The organism is Streptomyces sp. NPDC048566 (genome assembly GCF_043199735.1).
In the GTDB taxonomy this organism is placed as follows: Bacteria; Actinomycetota; Actinomycetes; order Streptomycetales; family Streptomycetaceae; genus Streptomyces.
Genome location: NZ_JBICWL010000011.1, coordinates 167,400 through 191,917 on the forward strand (window position 1 = coordinate 167,400; position 24,518 = coordinate 191,917).

20 protein-coding genes and 1 pseudogene are annotated in these 24,518 nt (G+C 73.2%); 12 read left to right on the forward strand and 9 right to left on the reverse strand.

Annotation, left to right across the window (positions count from 1 at the left end; translation table 11 throughout):
* Positions 1-77: 77 nt before the first annotated feature.
* Positions 78-644, reverse strand: coding sequence for a Uma2 family endonuclease (locus ACGFS9_RS19180; RefSeq protein ID WP_393254602.1), 567 nt, complete (start codon positions 642-644; stop codon positions 78-80).
* Between the two features lie 231 nt (positions 645-875).
* Here ACGFS9_RS19180 and ACGFS9_RS19185 point away from each other — a divergent pair, with 231 nt between their 5' ends.
* The gene (locus ACGFS9_RS19185) at positions 876-2,912 is read left to right on the forward strand and encodes a thioredoxin domain-containing protein (RefSeq protein ID WP_393254604.1); all 2,037 of its coding nucleotides are present in this window, start codon (positions 876-878) and stop codon (positions 2,910-2,912) included.
* A gap of 57 nt (positions 2,913-2,969) precedes the next feature.
* On the opposite strand, the gene ACGFS9_RS19190 is transcribed toward ACGFS9_RS19185, so the two are convergent.
* The 3 genes and pseudogenes from ACGFS9_RS19190 to ACGFS9_RS19200 all read right to left on the reverse strand — a co-directional run bounded on the left by ACGFS9_RS19190 (position 2,970) and on the right by ACGFS9_RS19200 (position 5,471).
* Positions 2,970-3,695: a Mut7-C RNAse domain-containing protein gene (locus tag ACGFS9_RS19190; RefSeq protein WP_393254606.1), complete on the reverse strand. Its 726-nt coding sequence runs from the start codon at positions 3,693-3,695 to the stop codon at positions 2,970-2,972.
* Positions 3,696-3,699: 4 nt separating this feature from the next.
* Positions 3,700-4,370 (reverse strand): annotated as a pseudogene (locus tag ACGFS9_RS19195) (TetR/AcrR family transcriptional regulator).
* A gap of 387 nt (positions 4,371-4,757) precedes the next feature.
* Positions 4,758-5,471: a hemolysin III family protein gene (locus tag ACGFS9_RS19200; RefSeq protein WP_393254607.1), complete on the reverse strand. Its 714-nt coding sequence runs from the start codon at positions 5,469-5,471 to the stop codon at positions 4,758-4,760.
* A gap of 328 nt (positions 5,472-5,799) precedes the next feature.
* Here ACGFS9_RS19200 and ACGFS9_RS19205 point away from each other — a divergent pair, with 328 nt between their 5' ends.
* On the forward strand, positions 5,800-7,617 hold the full coding sequence (locus tag ACGFS9_RS19205; protein ID WP_393254609.1) for a phosphoenolpyruvate carboxykinase (GTP): 1,818 nt from the start codon (positions 5,800-5,802) through the stop codon (positions 7,615-7,617).
* Between the two features lie 363 nt (positions 7,618-7,980).
* On the opposite strand, the gene ACGFS9_RS19210 is transcribed toward ACGFS9_RS19205, so the two are convergent.
* Together ACGFS9_RS19210 and ACGFS9_RS19215 are read right to left on the reverse strand one after the other, a co-directional pair.
* On the reverse strand, positions 7,981-8,397 hold the full coding sequence (locus tag ACGFS9_RS19210; RefSeq protein WP_393254610.1) for a hypothetical protein: 417 nt from the start codon (positions 8,395-8,397) through the stop codon (positions 7,981-7,983).
* Between the two features lie 123 nt (positions 8,398-8,520).
* On the reverse strand, positions 8,521-9,732 hold the full coding sequence (locus ACGFS9_RS19215) for a pyridoxal phosphate-dependent aminotransferase (RefSeq protein WP_393254611.1): 1,212 nt from the start codon (positions 9,730-9,732) through the stop codon (positions 8,521-8,523).
* Positions 9,733-9,858: 126 nt separating this feature from the next.
* Between ACGFS9_RS19215 and ACGFS9_RS19220 the strand changes: the two genes are divergently transcribed.
* The 3 genes from ACGFS9_RS19220 (at position 9,859) to ACGFS9_RS19230 (ending at position 13,308) form a co-directional block, all read left to right on the forward strand.
* Positions 9,859-10,488, forward strand: a complete 630-nt coding sequence (locus tag ACGFS9_RS19220; protein WP_393254612.1) for a hypothetical protein — start codon at positions 9,859-9,861, stop codon at positions 10,486-10,488.
* 44 nt (positions 10,489-10,532) lie between these two features.
* Positions 10,533-12,287 carry a P-loop NTPase fold protein gene (locus ACGFS9_RS19225; protein WP_393254613.1) on the forward strand — a complete coding sequence of 585 codons (1,755 nt, stop codon included), beginning with the start codon at positions 10,533-10,535 and terminating at the stop codon, positions 12,285-12,287.
* A 136-nt stretch (positions 12,288-12,423) separates the two neighbouring features.
* Positions 12,424-13,308 carry a serine protease gene (locus tag ACGFS9_RS19230; protein WP_393254614.1) on the forward strand — a complete coding sequence of 295 codons (885 nt, stop codon included), beginning with the start codon at positions 12,424-12,426 and terminating at the stop codon, positions 13,306-13,308.
* A gap of 18 nt (positions 13,309-13,326) precedes the next feature.
* Here the strand turns inward: ACGFS9_RS19230 and ACGFS9_RS19235 are convergent, their stop codons facing one another.
* Positions 13,327-14,955: an amidohydrolase family protein gene (locus ACGFS9_RS19235; protein WP_393254615.1), complete on the reverse strand. Its 1,629-nt coding sequence runs from the start codon at positions 14,953-14,955 to the stop codon at positions 13,327-13,329.
* A 16-nt stretch (positions 14,956-14,971) separates the two neighbouring features.
* Positions 14,972-16,249 (reverse strand): amino acid deaminase, encoded by a 1,278-nt coding sequence (locus ACGFS9_RS19240; RefSeq protein WP_393254616.1) that lies wholly within the window; start codon positions 16,247-16,249, stop codon positions 14,972-14,974.
* 171 nt (positions 16,250-16,420) lie between these two features.
* Here ACGFS9_RS19240 and ACGFS9_RS19245 point away from each other — a divergent pair, with 171 nt between their 5' ends.
* The 5 genes from ACGFS9_RS19245 (at position 16,421) to ACGFS9_RS19265 (ending at position 21,158) form a co-directional block, all read left to right on the forward strand.
* Positions 16,421-17,524, forward strand: a complete 1,104-nt coding sequence (locus tag ACGFS9_RS19245) for a sugar kinase (RefSeq protein ID WP_393254618.1) — start codon at positions 16,421-16,423, stop codon at positions 17,522-17,524.
* Positions 17,521-18,288 (forward strand): IclR family transcriptional regulator, encoded by a 768-nt coding sequence (locus tag ACGFS9_RS19250; RefSeq protein ID WP_393254619.1) that lies wholly within the window; start codon positions 17,521-17,523, stop codon positions 18,286-18,288. The genes ACGFS9_RS19245 and ACGFS9_RS19250 overlap by 4 nt, the downstream gene beginning before the upstream one ends.
* A 7-nt stretch (positions 18,289-18,295) precedes the next feature.
* A complete protein-coding gene (locus tag ACGFS9_RS19255) occupies positions 18,296-18,706 on the forward strand; it encodes a RidA family protein (RefSeq protein WP_393254620.1) in 411 nt (136 codons plus the stop codon).
* 143 nt (positions 18,707-18,849) lie between these two features.
* Entirely contained in the window at positions 18,850-20,328 is a 1,479-nt protein-coding gene (locus tag ACGFS9_RS19260) for a GntP family permease (RefSeq protein WP_393254621.1), read from the forward strand.
* 86 nt (positions 20,329-20,414) lie between these two features.
* Positions 20,415-21,158 (forward strand): hypothetical protein, encoded by a 744-nt coding sequence (locus ACGFS9_RS19265; RefSeq protein ID WP_393254622.1) that lies wholly within the window; start codon positions 20,415-20,417, stop codon positions 21,156-21,158.
* A 350-nt stretch (positions 21,159-21,508) separates the two neighbouring features.
* Here ACGFS9_RS19265 and ACGFS9_RS19270 read toward each other — a convergent pair whose 3' ends face one another.
* On the reverse strand, positions 21,509-23,200 hold the full coding sequence (locus ACGFS9_RS19270) for a chitinase (protein WP_393254624.1): 1,692 nt from the start codon (positions 23,198-23,200) through the stop codon (positions 21,509-21,511).
* Between the two features lie 57 nt (positions 23,201-23,257).
* Here ACGFS9_RS19270 and ACGFS9_RS19275 point away from each other — a divergent pair, with 57 nt between their 5' ends.
* The gene (locus tag ACGFS9_RS19275; protein WP_393254626.1) at positions 23,258-23,479 is read left to right on the forward strand and encodes a hypothetical protein; all 222 of its coding nucleotides are present in this window, start codon (positions 23,258-23,260) and stop codon (positions 23,477-23,479) included.
* A 97-nt stretch (positions 23,480-23,576) separates the two neighbouring features.
* Positions 23,577-24,458: a hypothetical protein gene (locus ACGFS9_RS19280; protein ID WP_393254627.1), complete on the forward strand. Its 882-nt coding sequence runs from the start codon at positions 23,577-23,579 to the stop codon at positions 24,456-24,458.
* The last annotated feature ends 60 nt before the right edge of the window (positions 24,459-24,518 follow it).

The following is a 24,518-nucleotide window of genomic DNA, read 5'->3' on the forward strand; positions in this document are numbered from 1 at the left end:
CACGGGCGCCGTGGCCGACGCCGACCGCCGCGGTGACCGAGCGCCCGGCGCGGGCAGCGGAGCGACGTCCCCGCTCCCTACCCGACTCCCAGCTCGACGGCGACGGGGAACGGCACGGTGGCCTTCACCGTGCCGGTGAACATCTCGCCGTCCCGATACGCCGTGGTGGCGGGGTCGAGGACGTAGGTGTAGACGATCGGAACGCCGGTGGCGGACTGCTCGATGCGCCAGTAGTAGGGGATGCCGGCTTTGGCGTACTGGTCGACCTTCACGATCCGGTCGGTGGTCTCCGAACCGGGCGACACGACTTCGACGACCAGGAGTACGTGCTCGGGGCGGGTGGGCGTGAGGTCGATGGTCTCCGCCCGGTAGACGATGACGTCAGGGCGGCGGTTGGTGAGCGGAACGTCCTGAAGGCGGACGTCGAAGTCCGTGTCGGCGTTCCAGTCCGGGCCCGCGGCGGCGTCCAGGGCATTGGCCAGGAGCCGAGCCAGTCGGTTGTGCCGCTTGGAGGCGCTCGGAACCACGACGACCATCCCGTCCACGATCTCGATGCCGGCGCACTGCTCCTCGGACCAGGAGTCGTACTGTTCCGCGCTGATCTGCGTATGCATCCACGCGGGCGCCACCATCTCGGCGGTCATGAAGTACCTCCTTCGAGGATGCGGTGCTGCTCGGCTCAGCGTACTGCCCGCTTCCGGCCGGGCACCGGCTTTGGATCGGGGCGGAACCTCCAGCGTCCGCAGGGCGGCGTGGGTGCGAAAGGGGCGATCCGCGTTCACCACGTGATGGCGCATGCGTGCAGATCGGCCAAGTGGGGCGGGGGCTCGCGGGCCGAACCGGCAGGGCTGTGCCGGCGTGAGAGGCTGGGTCGTATGAACCGGTTGGCTGGTACGACCTCGCCTTATCTGCTTCAGCACGCTGATAACCCGGTCGACTGGTGGCCGTGGGGACCCGAGGCGTTCGAGGAAGCGAAACGGCGCGATGCACCCGTTCTGCTGTCGGTCGGTTACTCTGCGTGTCACTGGTGCCATGTCATGGCGCACGAGTCCTTCGAGGACGAGGCCACCGCCGCGTACCTGAACGAGCACTTCGTGTCCGTCAAGGTGGACCGCGAGGAGCGGCCCGACGTCGACGCCGTCTACATGGAGGCCGTACAGGCCGCCACCGGGCAGGGCGGCTGGCCCATGTCCGTCTTCATGACACCGGACGGGGAGCCCTTCTACTTCGGCACGTACTTCCCGCCGGAACCCCGCCACGGGATGCCGTCCTTCCGGCAGGTCCTTCAGGGGGTGTCCACCGCCTGGGCGGAGCGACGCGACGAGGTCGCCGACGTCGCCGGCAAGATCACCCGGGATCTCGCCGAGCGGGAGATGAGCCTCGGGGACAGCGGCCTGCCCGGCGAGGAGGACCTGGCGGGCGCGCTGCTCGGTCTGACGCGCGAGTACGACGCCACCCGCGGAGGATTCGGCGGGGCGCCGAAGTTCCCGCCGTCCATGGTGATCGAGTTCCTGCTGCGCCGTCACGCGCGCACCGGCTCCGAGGGCGCGCTCCAGATGGCCGTCGACACCTGCGAACGCATGGCCCGCGGCGGCATCTACGACCAGCTCGGCGGCGGCTTCGCGCGGTATTCCGTCGACCGTGACTGGGTCGTCCCGCACTTCGAGAAGATGCTCTATGACAACGCCCTCCTCTGCCGCGTCTACGCGCACCTGTGGCGGGCCACCGGGTCCGCGGCGGCGCGTCGTGTCGCGCTGGAGACGGCCGACTTCCTGGTGCGGGAACTGCGCACCGCCGAGGGCGGGTTCGCCTCGGCCCTGGACGCCGACAGCGACGACGGGAGCGGCCGGCACGTCGAGGGCGCGTACTACGTGTGGACCCCCGCGCAACTGCGCGAGGTGCTCGGGGAGGCGGACGCCGAACTCGCCGCCCGGTACTTCGGCGTGACCGAGGAAGGCACCTTCGAGGAGGGCGCCTCCGTGCTTCAACTGCCGCAGCAGGAAGCGGTGTTCGACGCCGAGAAGATGGCCTCCGTGCGGGAGCGGCTGCTCGCCGCGCGCGCGGAGCGGCCCGCGCCGGGACGGGACGACAAGGTGGTCGCGGCCTGGAACGGCCTCGCGGTGGCCGCTCTCGCCGAGACCGGCACCTACTTCGACCGCCCCGACCTCGTGGAGGCCGCGATCGGTGCCGCCGACCTCCTCGTACGGCTCCACATGGACGAGCACGCGCGGCTCCGGCGGACCAGCAGGGACGGCCGGGCCGGGGCGAACGCCGGGGTGCTGGAGGACTACGCCGACGTGGCCGAGGGGTTCCTCACCCTGGCCTCCGTCACGGGGGAGGGGGTCTGGCTGGAGTTCGCCGGTTTCCTGCTCGACCACGTCCTGGCGCTGTTCACGGACGCGGAGTCGGGGGCGATGTACGACACGGCCGCGGACGCCGAGCGGTTGATCCGCCGTCCGCAGGACCCCACCGACAACGCCACGCCCTCCGGGTGGAGCGCGGCGGCCGGGGCGCTGCTGTCGTACGCGGCGCAGACCGGTGCCGAGCCGCACCGTGCCGCCGCCGAGAAGGCGTTGGGCGTGGTGAAGGCGCTGGGGCCGCGCGCGCCGCGGTTCATCGGCTGGGGGCTCGCGGTCTGCGAGGCGCTGCTCGACGGCCCCCGGGAGGTCGCGGTCGTGGGTGACGCGGGTGATCCCGCGACGACGGCCCTGCGCCGCACGGCCCTTCTGGGTACCGCGCCCGGCGCGGTGGTGGCGTCCGGGGGGCCGGGGAGCGATGAGTTGCCGCTGCTCGCCGGGCGGCCTCTGGTGGACGGCGGGCCGGCCGCGTACGTCTGCCGGCACTTCGTCTGCGACGCCCCGACGAACGATCCCGAGGTGCTGCGCGCGGCCCTGGGCGGCCGGAACGCCTGACGTACCGGGCGGGTCGCGGCGTCCGGCGGTGGCCGTGGGGCCGCGCGAGCGGGGCGGTCAGCCGCCGAATTCGGCGAGGGCGCGCTCCACGACGGCCTCCAGCCGGTCGTGGTGTGCGCCCTTCCAGTAGGCGCGCCCGCACTCCTGGCACTGGGCGAACACGTCGTAGGACCGCTGGGTGCCGTCGGCCAGCCGGTCCGCGACCTGCTCCTTGGTGGCCTGGGCGAGCAGGCCGTTGCAGGCGGTGCAGCGGGTCCACGGTTTCAGGGTGGGGGCGAACCTGCCCAGTACGTCGCGGAGTTGCTCGTCGGGCCGGGTGCTGTAGACGAAGGCGCCGGCCCACGGTTCGCGGCGGCGCAGCAGTCCCCGGTCCCGGCTGAGCAGGACGCGGCGCTCGGTCGCCGACCGGGTGGCGAGGGCGGCGTCGCCGATGTCGGTGGACTCGTAGGCGGTGTCGACGCCGAGGAGTCTCATGCGGCGGGCCAGGGTGCCGAGGTGGACGTCGAGCAGGAAGCGCAGTGGTGCGCCGGGCACGGGCTGGGGGCGGCGCACGGCCTGGACGAGGACCGACTCGCCGACGGCCGGGACGTGGGAGAAGGGCACGGGGGTGCCGTCGACGAGGAGGGCGCCGACCTCGGTGAGCGGTACGCCGAGCGATTCGACGACGTGTCCGAGACTGGAAGAGCCGTCGGTGGTGGCGGTGGTGGCGCCGCGGCGGCGGTGGTGCGGGACGAACACCCCCAGTTCGGGGGCGAATTCGATGTGGATCTCGGGTCCGTTCACGCGGTCAGGATGGCATGGGGGGCGGGGTGATGGCGTCCGGTTTTCCCGTGGGCGGGCCGTGTTCCAGGACGCCGACGGTCCGGTCGACGAGGTCGGCCGGGTCGTCCCGGTGGCCGGTCTCGGCCCAGTAGAGCGAGGTCTCCGCCAGGGCGCCGGTCAGGCCGTCGCGAAGACGCGGTCCTCCAGGCCGTCGGGGTCGCGGCCGGCGCGCTCGGCGAGGGCCCGGCCGAGCAGGCGCCCGGTGGCCGAGGCGTTCTCCCTCATGCGGGACCGCACCGCGGGGACCTCGGTCAGGAGCCGGGTCCGGAGGCGGGACACGTCGGGGTCGTCGGTGTCGCCGAGGGTGATCGCCGTGCGGAGGACGTGGCGCAGGGAGTCGCGCCAGGGTTCGTCGGCCGGGCGTTGCCGTAGTTCCCGTTCGAGCAGTGGATCATGCGGGTCGGTGAGGACGATGTCCTCTTTGGTGGGGAAGTACCGGAGGACCGTGGAGGGGGAGACCTCGGCCGCCGCGGCGATCTGCTCGACGGTCGTCGCGTCGTAGCCCCGGGTCTCGACGAGGCGGTAGGTCGCCTCGCGGATGGCGGTGCGGGTCCTGGCCTTCTTCCGTTCGCGGAGCCCGGGCCGGGGCTCCGCGTCGGGAGCGGAACGCTGTGCGGTGGCGGCCATGATCCTCATTGTCCGTCATCGGCCGGGGCGGGGCCGCGGTGGTCGCCTCCGCGGAGGCGAGGACAGGGCGGATGGGGTGCGGGGGCGGGGCCGGCCGGGGCCCGGCCGCGGCGCGGTGGTGCCGGGCGCGCCGCCGTGCCGAGGCGGAGCGGAGCGGCGCAGCCGGGGAGGTGGAGGGCCGCGACGGCCGTCTCCGGCTCTCGCCGTCTCCGGCTCTCGCCGTCCCCGGCTCTCGCCGTCCCGGCGGGGGGGGCCCCCCCCCGGGGCCGGGGGGGCCCGGGGCCGTGGGGCGTCGGTGTGGGGGCGAGGGGAGCCGGGAACGCGTGGTGGCCGCGGCTCGGAAGCCGCGGCCACTGCCGGGATGTGGGGTCGGGGCGCCCTGCCGGAGCCCGGGGGTCAGCCGTGCTGGTAGGCCACCAGGGAGATGCCGACGTAGTGCGCGACGAAGGCCGCGAGGGTCAGCGAGTGGAAGACCTCGTGGAATCCGAAGTAGCGCGGCGAGGGGTTCGGGCGCTTGATCCCGTAGATGACCCCGCCCGCGCTGTAGAGCAGTCCGCCCACGATGACCAGGACCAGGACGGCGATTCCACCCGTGCGCATGAAGTCCGGGAGGAAGAAGACGGCGGCCCAGCCCATCGCGATGTAGCAGGGGGTGTAGAGCCAGCGGGGGGCGCCGACCCAGAACACCCGGAAGGCGATGCCCGCCGCGGCGGCGGCCCAGATGCTCCAGAGCAGCCACTGGCCCTTGCTGTCGGGGAGCAGGAGCAGGGTCAGCGGGGTGTAGGTGCCCGCGATGATCAGGAAGATGTTCGCGTGGTCGAGTCTGCGCAGGACGCCGTCCATGCGCGGGCTCCAGTTGCCGCGGTGGTAGAGGGCGCTCACGCCGAACAGCAGGCAGGCCGTCAGGGCGAAGACGCCGCAGGCGATCCGGCCGCGGGACGAGTCCGCCAGCGCGGTGAGGACCAGTCCGGAGACGAGGGCGGCCGGGAACATGCCCAGGTGCAGCCAGCCGCGGAGCTTGGGCTTGATCTCTTCCGAGAGAGTGTGCGCGACGGACGCGTGGCCGGCGGCCGGCGAGTCCGTGGGCGCGTCGGGGACGGACGCAGTCATGGGCCGCATCGTACCTACGGAACCGTAAGTTACGCGTCAGTGCCGCATAAAGAGGCGGTCGGCCGTGCCCATGGCCATGGTCTCACGCGGCTGTCCGGGCGGCGCGGGGTACCCGGGGTGAACCCGGAGTGAGCGGCGGGCAACCCTGCGGCACGTGGCGATGCTCACGCCGCTCAGCTGTGAGGCCCTCTGGACATATGGGCGGTTCAGTCGGATGATCAAATGAGTGCGGTCGGCACCGGATGAGCGCCAGGGGCTCCATCACCGTGAAGCATCCGGGTCGCAGCCCCCACGGGGCACAACAACACACCCTCATTTAGGAGCAATCGTGGCGCGCGACATCGCGGCTCCCGTCCCGACCAACCACAAGGAACTGATCTCGTGGGTCAACGAGATCGCCGAACTGACCCAGCCGGACGACGTGGTCTGGTGCGACGGATCCGAGGCCGAGTACGAGCGACTGAGCGAGGAGCTCGTCCGCAAGGGCACCTTCCGCAGGCTCGACCCGATCAAGCGCCCCAACTCCTACTACGCGGCCTCCGACCCCACCGATGTCGCGCGGGTCGAGGACCGTACCTTCATCTGCTCCGAGAAGGAGCAGGACGCGGGCCCGACGAACCACTGGAAGGCGCCCGCCGAGATGCGGGAGATCTTCGCGGGGGAGAAGGGCGTCTTCCGCGGCTCGATGAAGGGGCGGACGATGTACGTCGTCCCGTTCTGCATGGGCCCGCTCGGCTCGGACCTCTCCGCGATCGGCGTCGAGATCACCGACTCCGCCTACGTCGCCGTCTCCATGCGCACCATGACCCGCATGGGGCAGCCGGTCCTGGACGAACTCGGCACCGACGGCTTCTTCGTGCGCGCCGTGCACACGCTCGGAGCGCCGCTCGCCGAGGGCGAGGCGGACGTGCCGTGGCCGTGCAACTCCACCAAGTACATCTCGCACTTCCCCGAGACGCGTGAGATCTGGTCCTACGGATCGGGCTACGGCGGCAACGCCCTGCTCGGCAAGAAGTGCTACGCCCTGCGCATCGCGTCCGTCATGGCGCGCGACGAGGGCTGGCTCGCCGAGCACATGCTCATCCTCAAGCTGACGCCCCCGCAGGGCGAGTCGAAGTACGTCGCCGCCGCCTTCCCGAGCGCCTGCGGCAAGACGAACCTCGCGATGCTGGAGCCCACCGTCTCCGGCTGGACCGTCGAGACCATCGGCGACGACATCGCCTGGATGCGCTTCGGCGAGGACGGGCGGCTGTACGCCATCAACCCCGAGGCGGGCTTCTTCGGTGTGGCGCCCGGCACCGGCGAGCACACCAACGCCAACGCGATGAAGACGCTGTGGGGCAACTCCGTCTTCACCAACGTCGCGCTCACCGACGACAACGACATCTGGTGGGAGGGCATGACGGAGGAGACGCCGGCCCACCTCACCGACTGGAAGGGCAACGACTGGACGCCCGAGTCCGGTTCGCCCGCCGCGCACCCCAACGCCCGCTTCACGGTGCCCGCCTCGCAGTGCCCGATCATCGCGCCCGAGTGGGAGGACCCCAAGGGCGTGCCGATCTCCGCGATCCTGTTCGGCGGGCGCCGCGCCACGGCCGTGCCGCTGGTGACGGAGTCCTTCGACTGGAACCACGGCGTCTTCCTGGGTGCGAACGTCGCCTCCGAGAAGACCGCCGCCGCCGAGGGCAAGGTCGGCGAGCTGCGCCGCGACCCGTTCGCCATGCTGCCGTTCTGCGGCTACAACATGGGCGACTACATGGGCCACTGGGTCGACGTCGCCAAGGACAAGGACCAGGCGAAGCTCCCGAAGATCTACTACGTGAACTGGTTCCGCAAGAACGACGAGGGCGCGTTCGTGTGGCCCGGCTTCGGCGAGAACAGCCGGGTGCTGAAGTGGATCGTGGAGCGCCTCGACGGCAGGGCGGAGGGCGTCGAGACCCCGATCGGCGTCCTGCCGACCCGGGAGTCGCTCGACACCGAGGGCCTGGAACTGGCCGACGCCGACCTCGACGTCCTGCTGACGGTCGACAAGGAGGTCTGGCGCGAGGAGGCCGCGCTGGTTCCCGAGCACCTCAACACGTTCGGCGAGCACACCCCGACCGAGCTGTGGGACCAGTACCGCGCGCTGGTGGAGCGCCTGGGCTGACGCCCGCCCGCCGCTCCGCGGCCGGTCCCGTTGCCCTGACCTGCGACGTCGTCCGGACCGGCCGCGGTGACAGCACCCGGCCGGGCCCCGCACACCACTGTGCGGGGCCCGGCCCCGCGTGCGGAGTGGGAGGTGCCCGGCGGCCGGAGCGCCGCCGCCCGCGCCCGGCGGCGCTCGGCACGGCCGGTGGCGAGTCCCCGTGGTTCGCGCGTCGCCCGTCGCGCGCCGGCCGCGAGGCGGACGGTCACGGCCGTGCGGACGCCGCGGTGCGGGGGCGGGAGTTCGTGGCACCCGGTCCGCGCGTCACTGCGGGAGCGCGCGGACCGAGGCCGTTCGAGGGGCGCCCGGGGCCGGCGCGGGGGCTCAGTGGGCGGCGAGCTCGTGGGCCCCGGCGGCGGCGTGCGCGTCCATCCGCTCGGCGGAGAGGATCGCCGCGGCCGTGTCGGCGCGGGAGGCGGCGACGAGGAGAGCGCGGCCGGCGAGGTCGTGGGCCCGCCGGTGGAGCGTGGCGAGCCGGGTCTCGCCGAGGGCCCCGGCCGGTGCGCGCACCGGTGTGGAACCGCCGCGCAGCCGGGACACCTGTCCGGTGAGCCGCTCGGCGGCGGCGTCCAGGTCGGCGGACGGCGCCAGCGTGCGGATCTCGTCCGTCACGGCGAGCAGCGCCGCGAGGTGGCCGGCGAGCTGGATGTCCAGCTCCTCCTCCCGCGTCCGGTGGGGGAAGTCGGAGGTGGGGGTGCCGGCCACCGTGTGGACCGACTTGGTGCGGATCGGTTCGTACATGGGAGGGCCTCCTGTGCCTGACAGGAAGCCATCCTAGCTTGGATTTCGTCTAAAGTTGAGTCCGTTCGCGGAACCGGACGGCGTGCGCACGGAGGGTGAGCGGCGCCTCCGCCCGGCCCCGGGTCACGGCTGGCCGTAGCCGTCCAGGAAGTCGCCGATCCGCGTCACGGCGTCCGTCAGGTCCCCGACCGTCGGGAGCGTGACCACCCGGAAGTGGTCCGGCTCGGGCCAGTTGAAGCCCGTCCCCTGCACCACCATGATCTTCTCGCGTCGGAGCAGGTCGAGGACCATCTGCCGGTCGTCCTTGACCTTGAAGACCTTCGGGTCGAGGCGCGGGAAGAGGTACAGCGCCCCCTTCGGCTTCACGCAGGTCACGCCCGGAATCCGGGTCAGCAGCTCGTGCGCGACGTCCCGCTGCTCCTTCAGGCGCCCGCCCGGCAGCACCAGGTCGTCGATCGTCTGCCGGCCGCTGAGCGCCGCGACCACGCCGTGCTGGCCCGGCATGTTCGCGCACAGCCGCATGTTCGCGAGGATCGTGAGCCCCTCGATATAGGAGTCCGCGTGGCCGCGCGGTCCCGAGACCGACATCCAGCCCACGCGGTAGCCGGCCACCCGGTACGCCTTGGACATGCCGTTGAAGGTGAGGGTGAGCAGGTCGGGGGCGATCTTGGCGGTCGCGGTGTGCGTGACCCCGTCGTAGAGGATCTTGTCGTAGATCTCGTCCGAGCAGACCAGCAGGTTGTGGCGGCGGGCGATGTCGGTGAGCCCGCGCAGCACCGCCTCGTCGTACACCGCGCCGGTCGGGTTGTTCGGGTTGATGATCACGATCGCCTTGGTGCGGTCGGTGACCTTCCGCTCCACGTCCGCGAGGTCGGGCATCCAGTCGGACTGCTCGTCGCAGCGGTAGTGCACGGCCGTGCCGCCGGACAGCGAGACGGCGGCCGTCCACAGCGGGTAGTCCGGCGCGGGGACGAGGACCTCGTCCCCGTCGTCCAGCAGGCCCTGCATCGCCATGACGATCAGCTCGGAGACGCCGTTGCCGATGAAGACGTGCTCGACGTCCGTCTCGATGCCCAGGGTCTGGTTGTGCATGACCACCGCCCGCCGGGCGGCGAGCAGGCCCTTGGCGTCGCCGTAGCCGTGCGCCGAGGAGACGTTGCGGAGGATGTCCTCCAGAATCTCCGGCGGACAGTCGAAGCCGAAGGCGGCGGGGTTGCCCGTGTTGAGCTTGAGGATGCGGTGCCCGGCCGCTTCCAGCCGCATCGCCTCCTCGAGAACCGGGCCCCGGATCTCGTAGCAGACGTTGGCGAGCTTCGTGGACTGGATCACCTGCATGCCCGTGAGCTTACGGCCGTGCACCGGGGACCGGGGCGTGTTTTTCACCACGTGAGACGTGTCGGTTCGTGATCCTTTGTCCGCCGGATGCGACGGAAGCGCTGGTGATCCCTAGAATGCGCGGTCATGTCCTGGCAGAACGGTGATCGCGAAGCCCGGCCGACCGTCTACCTCCCGCAGGGGGAGGAGGGGACCCGTCCGGCCTACGAGTCGTACGCGGACCCGGCCGAGGCGCATGGCTGGCGCACCGCCGACGGCGGTGACGACGACACCGCCGTCCTGCCCCCCGTCCCCGGTGGCCGCGCCGCCGGGGGGCGCAGGGGCCGCCGCCGGCCGTCCCCGCTGGCCCGGCCCTGGGTGCTGGCGGGCGGAGCGGCCTGCGCGGTCGCCGTCGGCCTCGCGGTCGCGCTGGTCCCGGGCTCCGGGCCGGACGGCGACGGCACCGGAGCGCCGGAACGGCCGCGGGTGTCCCCGCGTCTGGCGACCGGGGCGCCGGACACCGCCGAGCCGCCGTCGCCCGCCGCCTCCGCGAGCCCGGTGCCGCCGTCGTCCGCGGCCTCCGCCTCGGCCTCGGACACCGGGTCCGGCACGCCCTCGGCCACGGCGGCGCCCGGCGGCGACGGCGCGGGCGGGGGCGGCTCCGAACCCGTCTCCACCCCGTCGGCGTCCGCCTCCTCCACGGACCCCGCCCCCACCACCTCGGCGCCGGGCGTCGGCCACGGCCACGGCCGCGGTACCGGCGGACGGCCCAAGTAGCCTGCCCGCCCGGTAGGTTGGCCCGCCGTGAGGGGAGGCGGGGCGTGGACTTCTCGCTGTTGAACGACGAACCGGTGACCGGCCCGCAGGACGATCTGCTGGGTGCCGGCCGGGCCGCCCGGGAACTGGCCCGGCTGGTGCACGACTCGCGGGCCGCGTCCCCGTTCACCCTCGCGGTGGACGCCGGGTGGGGCATGGGCAAGAGCAGCCTCATGCGGCTGGTGGACGCCGAACTGCGGGCCCGGCAGGGCGTGCACACCGTCTGGTACAACGCCTGGACCTCCACCGGCGCCGACGCGCTGGAAGGGCTGATCACGTCCGTCCTCGAACGGTTCGACCGGCGGGTGCTGCGCCGCGCCCTGCGGCGCGTCTCCGGACGGCCGGCGTTCGCCGGTGTGCTCCGGGCCGCGCTCACCGTCCTGGCCGCGCCGCTCGGTGCCGCCACCCCGGTGGACCGGCTCTGGCAGGACCTGTCCGCCGACGCCCGGTCCCGCAACCGGATGCGCGAGGCGCTTCGCGAGCTGACCGCGGAATGGTCCGCCTCCGCCGCGCACGACACCCGCCGGCTGCTCGTCGTCTTCGTCGACGACCTCGACCGCTGCTCCGAGGAGACCGTGCTCGCGGTGTGCGAGGCGGTGAAGGTGTACCTCGACGTACCGGGGCTCGCCTTCGTCATCGGATGCGACCGCTCGGTCCTCGGCCCGAGCGGTCTGCTGCGCGACCTGTCCCCGGCCGGATCGGCCTTCATGGAGAAGGTCTTCCAGACCGGCTACCGGGTGCCGGTCCCCGCGGCGTCCGAGGTCCGCGCCTACGTCGAGGCGTGCGCGCGCCGCGCCGGCATCCGGGACCTGCTCGGCGACCACCTCGCCGAGGTGATCGCCCAGCGCTCCGCCCGCAACCCGCGCCGGATCAAGCGCCTGATCAACGGCTTCTGCCTGGAGTCCGCGCTCAACCCCGTCTGGCGGTCCTTCGGCCCCGAGGCGGTGCTCCGCGTGCTGCTGCTCCAGCAGCTGTACCCGGACTTCTACCGGGTGCTGCTCGCCCGCGACGGCGCCGACGTGCACGCCGCCCGCGAGTTCCTCCGCTACCGGGCGGCCCGGCGCGCCCTCGCCGTCCCGCCCGTCCGCCCGCCCGGCGAGGACCAAACCGCCGACCTGGACTGGCTGCGCGCCTACGGCCTCGCCGTACCGGGCCCGGACGGTGCCGGGAACCCGGGCGACCTGCTCGCGCGGCTGGAGGAGCAGTTGCCCACGGGCTTCCCGGAACTGGCGCTCGACGCGGACTTCGGCCGGCTCGTGGAGGAGCTGATGGCCCTGGACGGGGCGGACGAGCTGGTGGAGAGGCTGCGGCAGGGCGTTCCGCAGCCGCCCGTCCCGGCCGGGCCCGGCCCCGGCGAGCCCGGCCGCGCCGGGGGCGTCCCGCGGCCGTACGCGGGGATGGAGATCCTCTGGGTCGACGACCATCCCGAGCGCAACGCCCGGTTCGCCGACGTGCTGGAGGAGCGGGGCGCCCGCGTCCGGGTGGCGGCCGACCGGGCCGGCGCCGAGCGGGCGTTCGCGGCCGACCGGATCGACCTGCTCGTCTCCGACGTGCAGCGCGGCCCGGACCGCGGGGCGGGGCTTTCCGATCTGGCCCGGTGGCGCGAGGGCGGGCACTACCGGGGGCCCGCGGTGTTCTTCACCGGCCGGGTCACCCCGAGCCGCGAGGCCAGGGCGCGAGCACTCGGCGCCCGGGTCGCCACGAGCGCGGAGGCCCTCTTCCGCCGGGTCGGCGAGGCGTACGAACAGGCCGCTCCGTAAAGGGTGGTGTTCGGGACACCTCCGGCCGGAAACCGCTTCTTGTCCCCCCGCCTCACCCCCCTCACAATGCGCATGACAAAACAGAAGGCGGCGGGAAGACCTCCTGCCGCCCCACGTCGCAAGAGGGGACCCCCACATGAGAAAGCCTCTCGTCGCCGCACTCTTCGCCCTGGTGATCGCCGGGGCGGGCGCGGCACCCGCGGTCGCGGCACCCGCCCCCGAGGCGGCTCCCGCCCGCACCGCGGCCTCCGCCGGCGCGTCGGGCACCCGGGCGGCGCCGGCGGTGCAGGCCGTCAGCCTCGCCGGGACCGTCGCGCTCAGCAACTGCTCCGGCTCCGTGATCCGCTTCCCCAACTCGGCGGACACCGACCCGGCGCTCGTGCTCTCCAACGGGCACTGCCTGGAGACCGGCTTCCCGGAGCCCGGCGAGGTGATCGTCGGCCAGGCCTCCAACCGGAGCTTCAGCCTGCTCAACTCCCGCGGCAGCAGGGTCGCCACGCTGCGGGCCTCGAAGGTCGCGTACTCCACGATGACCGACACGGACATCACGATCTACCAGCTCACCACCACCTACGCGACCATCCGGAGCGCGTACGGCATCAGCGCCCTGACCGTGCAGAACACCCACCCGACCGCGGGAACGGCCATCACCGTGGCCTCCGGCTACTGGAAGCGGCTCTACAACTGCTCCATCGACGGGTTCGTGTACCGCCTGAAGGAGGGCGACTGGACCTGGAAGGACTCGGTCCGCTATACCTCCGCCTGCAACACCATCGGCGGCACCTCGGGCTCACCGGTGATCGACCAGGCCACCGGCAAGGTGGTGGCCGTGAACAACACCGGTAACGAGGACGGCGAGCGCTGCACGGTGAACAATCCGTGCGAGGTCGACGCGAGCGGCAACGTCACCGTCCGCCAGGGCATCAACTACGCCGAGGAGACCTACCAGATCCCGGCCTGCTTCACGACCGGCAACAAGCTGAACCTGGCCGCGAGCGGCTGCGTCCTGCCCAAGCCGTAGCGCCGGCGGGGCGGGCGGTCACGCCGTGCGGCGGACCGCCCGTCCCGCCAGGACGTCCGTCCTGCGGCCGTCCTCGACCACGAAGCGGCCGTCGATCAGCACGTGCGGGATGCCGGTCGGCAGGGTGCGCGGCGCCTCGAAGGTCGAGCCGGCCGCCACCGTCGCCGGGTCGAACAGCACGAGGTCGGCGCGGTAGCCCTCGCGGACCAGCCCGCGGTCGGGCAGCCGCAGCCGGGCGGCGGGCCGGCCGGTGAGGTGCGCGACGCACTCCTCCAGCGACAGCACGCCCAACTCCCGCACGTAGCGGCCGAGATAGTGCGGAAACGTGCCGTAGGCCCGCGGGTGCGGCTTGGCGCCGCGCAGGATGCCGTCGGACCCGCCGGTGTGCGCCGGGTGCCGCATGATCGCCCGGACGTTCTCCTCGTGGCCGACGTGCTGGAGGATCGTCGGACCGAGGGCGTCCTCCACGAGCAGCCGGCGCGCGGTGACCCACGGAGCCTCGCCGCGCAGGTCGGCGGAGTCCTGGACGGACCGGCCGACGTAGCCGCCGAGGCCCGGGTCGCCCACCCCCGAGATCTCGATCGTGCGCCACTCGACGGGGACCCCGTGACATCCGTCGGAGCCCACGACCTCCAGGTGGTGCCGGATGCGCTCGGCGGTCGCGTCGTCCCGCAACCGGGCGAGGACCGCCTCCGGACCGCCCTCGCCCGCCCAGCTCGGCAGCAGCGCCACCAGCGTGGTGCAGCCGGGCGTGTACGGATAGGTGTCGAGGGTGATGTCGGCGCCGTCCGCGACCGCCCGGTCGAGCAGGGCCAGTAGGTCGGGCGCCCTGCCCGCGTTCACGCCGAAGTTCATGGTGGCGTGCGCGAGGTGCAGCGGGCAGTTCGCCGCCCGGGTGAGGTCCACCATCTCCTCGTACGCGGCGAGGGCACCCGCCCCGTAGGAGCGGTGGTGCGGGCAGTAGTAGCCGCCGAAGTCCGCCACCACCCGGCACAGGGCGGTGAGTTCGGCGTCCGCGGCGTACATCCCGGGGGTGTACGTCAGCCCGGAGGACATGCCGACGGCGCCCTCGCGCAGGCCGTCCGCCACGAGCCGCCGCATCCGTTCCAGCTCCCGGGGGGTGGCCTCGCGGTCCTCCCAGCCGACCGCGAGCATCCGGACGGTGCCCTGCGGGACCAGGTACGCGGCGTTGACCGCGATCCCCTCGCCGCCGAAGCCGTGGTCCAGCCGGTCCAGGTACTCGCCGACCGAGCGCCAGGTGAAGTCGACGTCGTCGCCGGGGCCGTTCCACCCGGTGATCGCGCGGCGGACCTCGGCGAGCGTCCGGTCGTCGACCGGCGCGTACGACAGGCCGTCCTGGCCGATGACTTCGAGCGTCACGCCCTGGGCCGCCTTGGCGCTGTGGTCCGGGTCCCGCAGCAGGGCGAGGTCGCTGTGCGCGTGCATGTCGACGAAGCCGGGGGACAGCACGAGCCCCTCCGCGTCGACCTCCCGCGTCCCGCGCGGCCGCTGACAGCCCGCGGCCGCCGCCTCCTTGACGATCGAGACGATCCGGCCGCCGCGGACGGCCACGTCCGCCCGGTAGGAGGGGGCACCGCTGCCGTCGGCGACGTCCGCGTCCCGGATGACGAGATCGGCGTGATCCATGGAACGCCCCACTCCTCTAGAAGAACGTGCGGACGTAGTCGACGACCGTGCCGTCCGCCTCGACCAGCGGGATCAGCTGCCACTTGTCGAAGGACGTGCACGGGTGCGACAGGCCCAAGCCGATCCAGTCGCCCACCTCCAGATCGGCCTCCGGCCCGGTCCGCAGCCAGGCGTGCTGGTCGGAGAGCCCGGTCACCTCGACGCCCTTGGCCGGGCGCTCGACGCCGTCGCGGCGCACCACCTGGGCGACGGGCAGGTCGAGGTCGTGGGCCGCGTCCCGCTTGCCCGCGTTCGCGAACGCCTGCTCGGCACAGGGGCGGGAGACGACCTGCGCCCAGAGCCGGAACGCCGGGTGCAGCGCGCCCTCGTCGGGGACCCGGGTGAAGGGGGTCAGCCTGCGGTAGTGCCCGTCGTCGTGCGAGACGTACGCGCCGGAGCGCAGCAGCTTCACCACCGGCACGGAGAGTTCGGGCAGTTCCCCGAAGACGTCGGCGACCGCGTCGAACCAGGCGCTGCCGCCCGCGCTGACCACCACCTCGTCGAGGCCCTTGAAGCGCCCGGCGCCGTCGAAGGCCACGGCGAGCGCGGTCAGCCGGCGCAGCCAGGCGCGCACCCGCTCCGGGTCCGCGTCCGGCACCTCGCCCTCGTAGCCCGCGACGCCCACCAGCCGCAGCGTCCCGGTGGCCGCCACCGCGTCCGCGACGGCCGCGCACTCCGCCTCCGTGCGGACCCCGGTGCGGGCGCCCTCGCCGGCGGCCAGCTCGACGACCACGTCCACCGGGCGGACGCCGCCCGCCAGCGCGGCGTCCATCAGCTCCACCCCGCGCACCGAGTCGACGTAGCAGACGAAGCGGAAGCCGGGGTCGGCGGCCAGCTCGGCGGCGATCCAGCGCAGCGCCGCCGCGTCCACCAGCTCGTTCGCGAGGAAGATCCGGTCGATGCCGAACCGCCGTGCCACGCGCACCTGGTGGGGGACCGCGAGGGTGATGCCCCAGGCGCCGTGCTCGATCTGCCGCCGGAACAGCTGCGGGGCCATGGAGGTCTTGCCGTGCGGGGCGAAGGCGAGACCGTGCCGGGCGGCGTAGGTCTCCATCAGGCCGAGGTTGTGCTCCAGGCGCTCGGCGGAGAGGGCGAGCACCGGGGTGGTGAAACCGTCCGTGAACAGGTTCCGGCGCCGGGCGGCCAGCTCGCCCACGGTCAGGCCGTGGGCGTCCGGGGGGAGGCCCTTGAAGCGGTGGTCGACGCGGTCCGCCGCGAGAGCGGCCAGGGATGCGGCGGCGGTGTCGGCGCTCATGGGGCCTCCTTGGTGGGTGTTCCCGGCTGCCGGGCGTACCGTCCCGGCGCGTTGCGTGCTGTGCAACGGTCATTGCGTAGGGTGCACACTGCTGTCTAACATCCCAGCCGACGCAGGGTCAACGGTGCCGTTCGCCGCCGTCGGCCGCCACAGCGAGGAGCCTCCACCATCGTGACCAGCAACGGACCCGCCGACGCCGCGCCCCGCGACGCCGCAGCCCACGACACCGTCGACGTGGCGGCGCTCGGCGAGTCCATGGTCGCCTTCCTGCCCACCCGGGCCGGGCGCCTCGCCGACGTGCCGTCCTTCGAACGCGGCATCGGCGGCGCCGAGTCCAACGTGGCCTGCGTCCTCGCCTGCGCCGGGCACTCCACCCGCTGGGTCGGCCGGGTCGGCGCCGACGGCTTCGGCGACCACCTCGTGGAGGCCGTCACCGCCCACGGCGTCGACACCTCGGCCGTCCGCCGCGACCCCGGCCGCCCCACCGGCGTCTACTTCCGCACGGCCGGCGACCGGGCCGGCGACACGCACGAAGTCGCCTACTACCGCGCCGGATCCGCCGCCTCCGCCATGACCGCCCGGAACACCGACCTCGCGGCCGCCCGGGCCGCCCGGGTCCTGCACCTGTCCGGCATCACCGCCGCCCTCTCCGCCGACTGCCTGGCCCTGATGCGCGAGCTGACCGCCCCGCACCCCGGCCGGCCCCTCGTCTCCTTCGACGTCAACCACCGCCCCGGCCTGTGGCGCGACCACCCCAACGGCCCGCGCGTCCTGCTCGACCTCGCCCGCGGCGCCGACCTCGTCTTCGTCGGCGACGACGAGGCGAGCGAGGCCTGGGGACTGCACGGGGCGCGGGCGATCCGCGACGCGCTGCCCGAGCCGCGGACGCTGGTCGTCAAGCACGGCGGGGACGGGGTCGAGGTCTTCGACGGCGACCGGCCCGCGGGAACCGGCGGCGGGACCGGCACCGGCGCCGCGACCTTCGTCCCCGCCCTGCACGTCGACGTCGTCGCCGCCGTCGGCGCGGGCGACGCCTTCGCCGCCGGCTTCCTCTCCGCCACCCTCCGCGGCCTCCCCGTCCGCGACCGCGCCCGGCACGGCCACCTGACGGCCGCCGCCGCCCTCACCGTCCCCGGCGACCTCGCCCGGCCGCCCGCCCGCGGGCACGCCGACCGGCTGGCCGCCCTCGACGACCGGGCGTGGGAGAGACTGCGACTCGGCCCCGGCTGGACCGAAGCCGACGCACGGGCCGCGGAGGAGGGACGAACGCCATGAGCCAGACCGTCGACCGAGCGCTGAGCATCCTGCCGCTCCTCGCCGAGGGGCCCGCCGACCTCGGGCAGGTCGCCGACCGCCTCGGCGTCCACAAGTCCACCGCGCTCCGCCTGCTGCGCACCCTGCACGAACACGGCCTCGTCCACCGCCAGTCCGACCAGCGCTACCGGCTCGGCGCCCGGCTCTTCGCGCTCGCCCAGGAAGCCGTCGAGAACCTCGACGTCCGCGAGATCGCCCACCCCCACCTCGTCCGGCTCAACGAGAACTGCGGCCACACCGTCCACCTCGCGGTGTACGAGGAGAACGAGGTCCTCTACATCGACAAGGTGGAGAGCCGCTACCCGGTGCGCATGTACTCGCGGATCGGCAAGCCCGTCGCCATCACCGTCGCGGCCGTCGCCAAACTGCTCCTCGCGGACCTGCCCGAGGCCGAGCGGCGCGCCGTCGCCGAGAAGCTCGACTACCCCCTCTACACGTCCCGTTCGACCCCCGGCGCCGCCGCCTTCCTGAAGGAGCTGGCCGCGGTGCGCGAACAGGGCTGGGCCACCGACCTCGGCGGCCACGAGGAGTCCATCAACTGCGTCGCCGCTCCCGTCCGCGGCGCCGACGGCCGGGTGGCCGCCGCGATGTCGGTCTCCGCGCCCAACGTCGTCGTCACCGCCGACGAACTGCTCGCCCTCCTGCCGCTGGTGCGCCGTACGGCGGACGCCATCAGCCGCGACTACTCCGGCAAGGCCCCCGAGAAGGAAACACCGAAGGAATGATCACCGCATGACCGACAAGACCGCGCTCACCCCCTCCACCCACACCACTCCGCCCGCCGCGTTCTCCCACGGCGTGCGGAAGGGGAACATCCTCCAGGTGGCCGGCCAGGTCGGCTTCCTGCCCGCCGAGGACGGCAAGCCCCCCACGCCCGCCGGTCCCACCCTGCGCGAGCAGACCCTCCAGACCCTCGCCAACGTCAAGGCGATCCTCGAAGAGGGCGGCGCCGGCTGGGACGACGCGATGATGATCCGCGTCTACCTTACGGACGTCGACCACTTCGCCGAGATGAACCGCATCTACGACCGGTACTTCGAGGAGCAGGGCCTCGGCGCGCCCCCCGCCGCCCGCACGACGGTCTACGTCGGCCTGCCGGCCGGACTCCTCGTCGAGATCGACGTCCTCGCCGTCCTCGGCTGACCCCGCCCGCGGGCCCCGCCCGCGTCACCCCCCCGCACCCGCACGCCGTCACGGTGCGGCGCTCCCCGATCCGGGGCGGCGCCGCACCGCGATCCCCCCTGCCCGAAAGCACGATGGACCGACCGGAACGAGGCCCTCCACCCATGTCGCCGTACCCGCTCGCCGCCCCGGCACCCGCCACGCCACCCCACACCGGTGGCCTCCTGCTCCTCCTCGACGGCACGGCCGGACTGCTCACGGTCGCCGCCCTCGGCATCGCGCTCCTCCTCTTCCTGATCATCAAGGTCAGGCTCCAGCCCTTCGTCGCCCTGCTCGCCGTGTCCATAGCCGTCGGCCTCGCCGCCGGACTCTCCGTCACCGAACTGTTCGGCACGGTCCAGCGGTCCGACGCCGTCTCGGTCATCGAGTCCGGCATGGGCGGCATCCTCGGCCACGTCGCGATCATCATCGGCCTCGGCACCATGCTCGGCGCGATCCTGGAGGTCAGCGGCGGCGCCGAGGTCCTCGCGACCCGGCTGCTCTCCCTCTTCGGCGAGCGGCGCGGTCCGCTCGCCATGGGCCTGACCGGCCTCATCTTCGGCATCCCGGTCTTCTTCGACGTCGGCATCTTCGTCCTCGCGCCGCTCGTCTACGCCGCCGCCAAGCGCTCCGGCAGGTCCATCCTGCTCTACTGCCTGCCGCTGCTCGCCGGCCTGTCGATGACCCACGCGTTCCTGCCGCCGCACCCCGGGCCGGTCGCCGCGGCCGGGCTCCTGCACGTGCAGCTGGGCTGGGTGCTGCTCATGGGCATCGTCTGCGGAATCCCCTCCGTCCTCGCCGCCTGGGCGTACTCCGCCTGGATCGGCCGCCGCATCTTCGTCGCCGTACCGCAGGACATGGTCGAGACGGCCGAGGAGGCCAGGCGGTCCGTCGTCGAGGAACAGCGCGCGCAGGGCGTCGAGCCGCGCGAGCAGCCCGCCCCGCTCGGCACCGTCCTCGGCATCATCGGAACACCGCTGGTGCTGATCCTCGCCGCCACCTTCTCCTCGATCGTCCTCGACCCCTCCACCGCCCGCTCGGCCATCGAGTTCTTCGGCAGCCCCTTCGTCGCCCTCACCATCGCCCTGCTCCTCGCCTACTACCTGCTGGGCGTCCGGCGCGGCTGGTCGCGCACGTCCCTGGAGAAGGTGTCGACCTCGTCGCTCAAGCCGGTCGGCAACATCCTGCTCGTGGTCGGCGCGGGCGGTGTCTTCGGCGCGGTGCTCAAGGCGAGCGGCGTCGCCCAGGCGCTCTCCGACACCTTCCACGGCGTCGGCCTGCCCGTCATCGTGCTCGCCTACCTGATCTCGCTCGTGCTGCGCGTCGCGCAGGGCTCCGCCACGGTCGCCATCGTCACCACCGCCGGCATCGTGGCCCCGCTGCTCTCCGAGGGCGACCACTCCCAGGCGTTCGTGGCGCTCGTCATCATGGCGATCTCGGCCGGTTCCATCTTCGCCTCGCACGTCAACGACGGCGGGTTCTGGATGGTCGCCAAGTACTTCGGCATCAGCGAGCGCGACACCCTGCGGACCTGGACGGTTCTCGAATCGGTGCTGTCCGTCGCGGGGTTCGCGGTGGCGGCCGTGGTCAGTCTGTTCGTCTGACGGGTCGGGGCCGCGTGTGTAACAGAGGCATAGCCAAAGCGGGGGCGGCTGTGTCCGGCACAGGATCTTCGACCATACTTCGCGCTGTGGAGCAGCGCATAGGTTCGAAGAGCCAGCCCCTGGACGCCGCCGCGGTGAACCCGGCGTACATCCCCGGGCTTACGTCACCCGTGCCCGCGGAGCCGGAGGGCGCCGCCGAGGAGCCCGCGGAGGCGGTCGCGGAGGAGACTCCCTCCGCGACGGCCTCCGCTCCGGCGGCCCCCGGCGACGCGGAGTCCGGCGCGACGGCCGCCGACGCGGTCGAGGAGGCCGGGGCCGCGGAGTCCGCCCCCGACCCGGAGGGCCCCGTCTTCGAGGCGTCCGACCGGCGGGCCTCGATCAGAGCCGACCACGGCGGCGTCCGGCTGCGGCTGGACGACCAGGAGGCGGAGTTCCGCTGGGACGAGATCGGCGCCGTCGAGACGGCGTCCCCGCGCTTCGGCAAGCGGTTCACCGTCACGGTGCACACGCCCGACAGCCGCTGGTACCCGATCGAGATCGAGGCCGCCTCGCGGTCCCGCTTCGCGGAGTGGGAGGAGCAGCTCGACGCCGTCCTCGACCGGTACTTCGAGGACGACGACGCCGAGGCCGGGGCCTCGACCGAGGCCGAGGACGACGGCGGCCGGGACGAGCCGGAGGCGGAAGCGGAGGACACCGCGGCCGGTGAGCCGGCGGCGCCCGAGGAGTCCGCGGACGCGGCGGCGGAGGAACCTGCCGGGCGCTCGGCGCAGCCCCGGGCGGCCGGGACGGCCGAGAGCACGGACGCGGCCGGCGAGGCCGAGGGCCGCTAGCGGCCGGTGCGGCCGGGCCCGACCCGGCCGCACCGGCCCTCTGCCACGCGTCGCGCGCCTCGGGACTTCTCGGCACTCGACGGGACTCTCCGGGTCCGGGTGCGGCTCGAAGCCGGAGTGCCCACGAAACGGTACCCGCGGCCCGCGTCCGCCGGCGCACCGCGTCCCGGCTGCGCGGGATCGCGCGCTCGGCGGCCCCGCGGGACGGGGCGCGACCGCACCCGGTGTAACACGGACGTGCCCCGCTCCCGCGGAGGCGGGAGCGGGGCGTCCGGCGGCCCGGGGAGGGCCGGGGCCGGCGGAGGGGAAGCGGCGGGATCAGGGGTCCGCCGGGTCCGCCGGTGGACCGGTCACATGGCGTGGACGTGCGGGCCGACCGCGTTGGACCAGGCGTTGCCCGCCGTCGCGTCCCAGTTGGTGGACCAGGTCATCGCGCCGCGCAGCCCCGGGTAGGTCTTGGAGGGCTTGAACGAACCGCAGTTGGTGCCCTTGGCGAGGCAGTCGAGGGCGTTGTTCACGACGGTGGGGGAGACGTAGCCGCTGCCCGCGCCGCGGGTGGAGGCGGGGAGGCCGAGGCCGACCTGCGAGGGGGCGAGGCCGCCTTCGAGCTGGATGCAGGCGAGCGCCGTCAGGAAGTCGACCGAGCCCTGCGAGTACACCTTGCCGTCGCAGCCGAGCATCGAACCGCTGTTGTAGTACTGCATGTTGACGACGGTGAGGATGTCCTTGATGTTCAGCGCCGTCTGGAAGTAGGCGTTCGACGTGGACTGCATGTCGATCGTCTGCGGGGCCATCGTGATGACGAGCGAGGAGCCGGCCTTCGCGGACAGCGAGCGCAGGGCCTGGGACATGTAGGTGGCGTTGAGGCCGTTCTCCAGGTCGATGTCGACGCCGTCGAAACCGTACGTCTGCATCAGCGCGTGGACGGAGTTCGCGAAGTTCGCGGCCGAGGCGGAGTCGCTCACCGAGACCGTGCCGTTCTGGCCCCCGATGGAGATGATCACCTTCTTGCCCGCGGCCTGCTTCGCCTTGATGTCGGCCTTGAACTGGTCGACGGTGTAGCCGCCGAGACCGGCCGAGTCGAGGTGGAAGTCCACCGCGCCGGGCGTGGACGTGGCGTCCGCGAAGGCGACCGCGATGATGTCGTACTGCGACTGCACCGCGGAGAGCTTCTGGACGGTCGCGCCGTTGTCGAAGTTCTGCCAGTAGCCGGTCACCGCGTGGGCGGGCACGGTGCCGCCGCCCCCGCCGCCACCCGAGGAGGCTGTCGTCGTGCCGGTGACGGTCGAGGACTTCACCGACTCGCCGGCCGCGTTGGTGGCCGTGACCTGGAAGGTGTACGACGTCGACGCGGCGAGCCCGGAGACGGTGGCGGAGGTGCCGGTCACCGACTGGACCTTGGAGCCGCCCCGGTAGACGTTGTAGCCGGTCGCGCCCGACACGGTGTTCCAGGCGAGCGAGACGGACGAGGAGGTCGTGCCGGACACGCCCAGGCCGCCCGGGGCGGACGGGACCGTCGGGGCCGGGCCGCCGCCCCCGCCGCCGTCCGGGCCGAGCACCGAGAGGTCGTCGGCGAAGTAGGCGGCCTGCCCGTACCAGCCGTGCGTGTAGACCGTCACCGAGGTGGTCGAGGCGCCGGTGGTGAAGGTGGTCGTGAGCTTCTTCCAGGAGGCGGAGTCCGGAGTCCAGGTGGACACGTCCGTGGTGCCGGTGCCCGTCGCGCCGAGGTACGCGTAGCCGCCCTGCACCCACGCGCTCAGCGTGTAGGTCGCGTTGGGCTTCACGGCGACGGACTGGGTGCACCGCGCGTTGTCCTGCCCGGCCGGCGTGGCCTTCAGCGCGGCCGAGCCGCCGTGCACCGGCGAGGAGACGGTCGTGCCGCTGCCCGCCGAGCAGGTCCAGTCGGCCAGTCCGGACTCGAAGCCGCCGTTCCCGGCGTTGTCGACGTCCGCGGCCTGGGCCTGGCCGGCCAGACCGGTGAGGGAGAGGACGGATGCGGTGACGGCTGCGGCGAGGGCCGCCGCCCATCTCCGCCTGGGCATGCTGGTGACGCGGTCCACTGGGTCCTCCGGGGAGAGGTGGGGGAGGGGATCGGAACGGTGGCCACCGCCGGTGGGTACAAGTTGGTCCAGACCAATCCTGTTGTCAAGACCTCCGGCGCTCCCAACCGCCCTTTCGGCGAGCGGAGTTGCCCGGCGGGCGACTCACTCTGTGTTGATCACTTCCGCACCTTCGGTGAGATGATCTCGTCGATTCGGTGTTGGGCGGGCCACACCGTGGATATGGTGCTGATGCAAGAGGACGTCACCGTGACGATCTGAGGCCGTTCGTGGTCGTCCGTGACGCTCCATGGTGATAAAAGGGGCGATCTGAGGCGGTGGTTGACCACTCCGCCGCAGTGAACGGGGTGTGTGCAGCGTGCCGACCGCGATAGCCGTCACCAGTCCCGACCTGGTGCTCCCGCCGCACGACCGGCAGACCCCGCCCGCCGTCGTCCAGCCCCTGGACACCCTGGAGGGCTCCCTCACCGGGATGCACGCCCTCATCGAGCAGCACGGATACGTCATCGCGCTGTACCCGTCCTCCGTCGACGGCGCCGTCGTCCGGCGGCTGCGCACCGTCCGCTCGGTCCTGGAGAGCGACCGCGTCGCGCTGCTCGGGCTCGACCTCCCGCCGCTCGGAATCGCCCTGCTCGCCGAGCAGTTGCGCCAGCTCTCCGTGTGCGACTTCAGCCCCGGCGTGCTGGCCTCCGCCGCCCGGCTGCTGGCCCACTACATCTACGCGGGCGCCCTGCTCGGCTCGGTCGCCAAACTGGACCGCGTCCCCGTCACCCTGACCTCGCACGCCAGGTCCTGGGTGCCCGGCGCCCAGTTCGCGGTCCTCGCCAACCCCCGGCCCGAGATCGTCAGGATCGGGCAACAGGAGCTTTCCGGACCGGAGTTCGGCACCCGGCTGCTGTCCGCCGAGGGGCAGGCGCCCTCCGCCTGGGTCACCGAGACGCTGGCCCCCGCCTGGCGCGTCCAGAGCGCCGCGGCCGTCCCGCTGCCCGCCGAGTCGCCCCGATGGTGGGGAACCTCGCGGCTCGTCGAGTTCGCCGCGGGACTGTACGACGTGTCCGTCCTCTACCAGCTCGTCTCGTCGGTCCGCCGGGACGACTGCCACTGGTGCGGCCTCGAACTCATCGGCGACCGCTGCGGGTTCTGCGCCGCACCGCTGCCACCACCCGCCGCGCAGGAGCTTCCGGCCGCCGTCGTCCGGGCAGCCTCTCCGGTACGTGCCCTGCCCCGAGGCGCCACGTAGGCCACCCGAGCACCACCCGGACCGTCCGCACAGCACCAGGCCCCACCGCACGACCCCGCC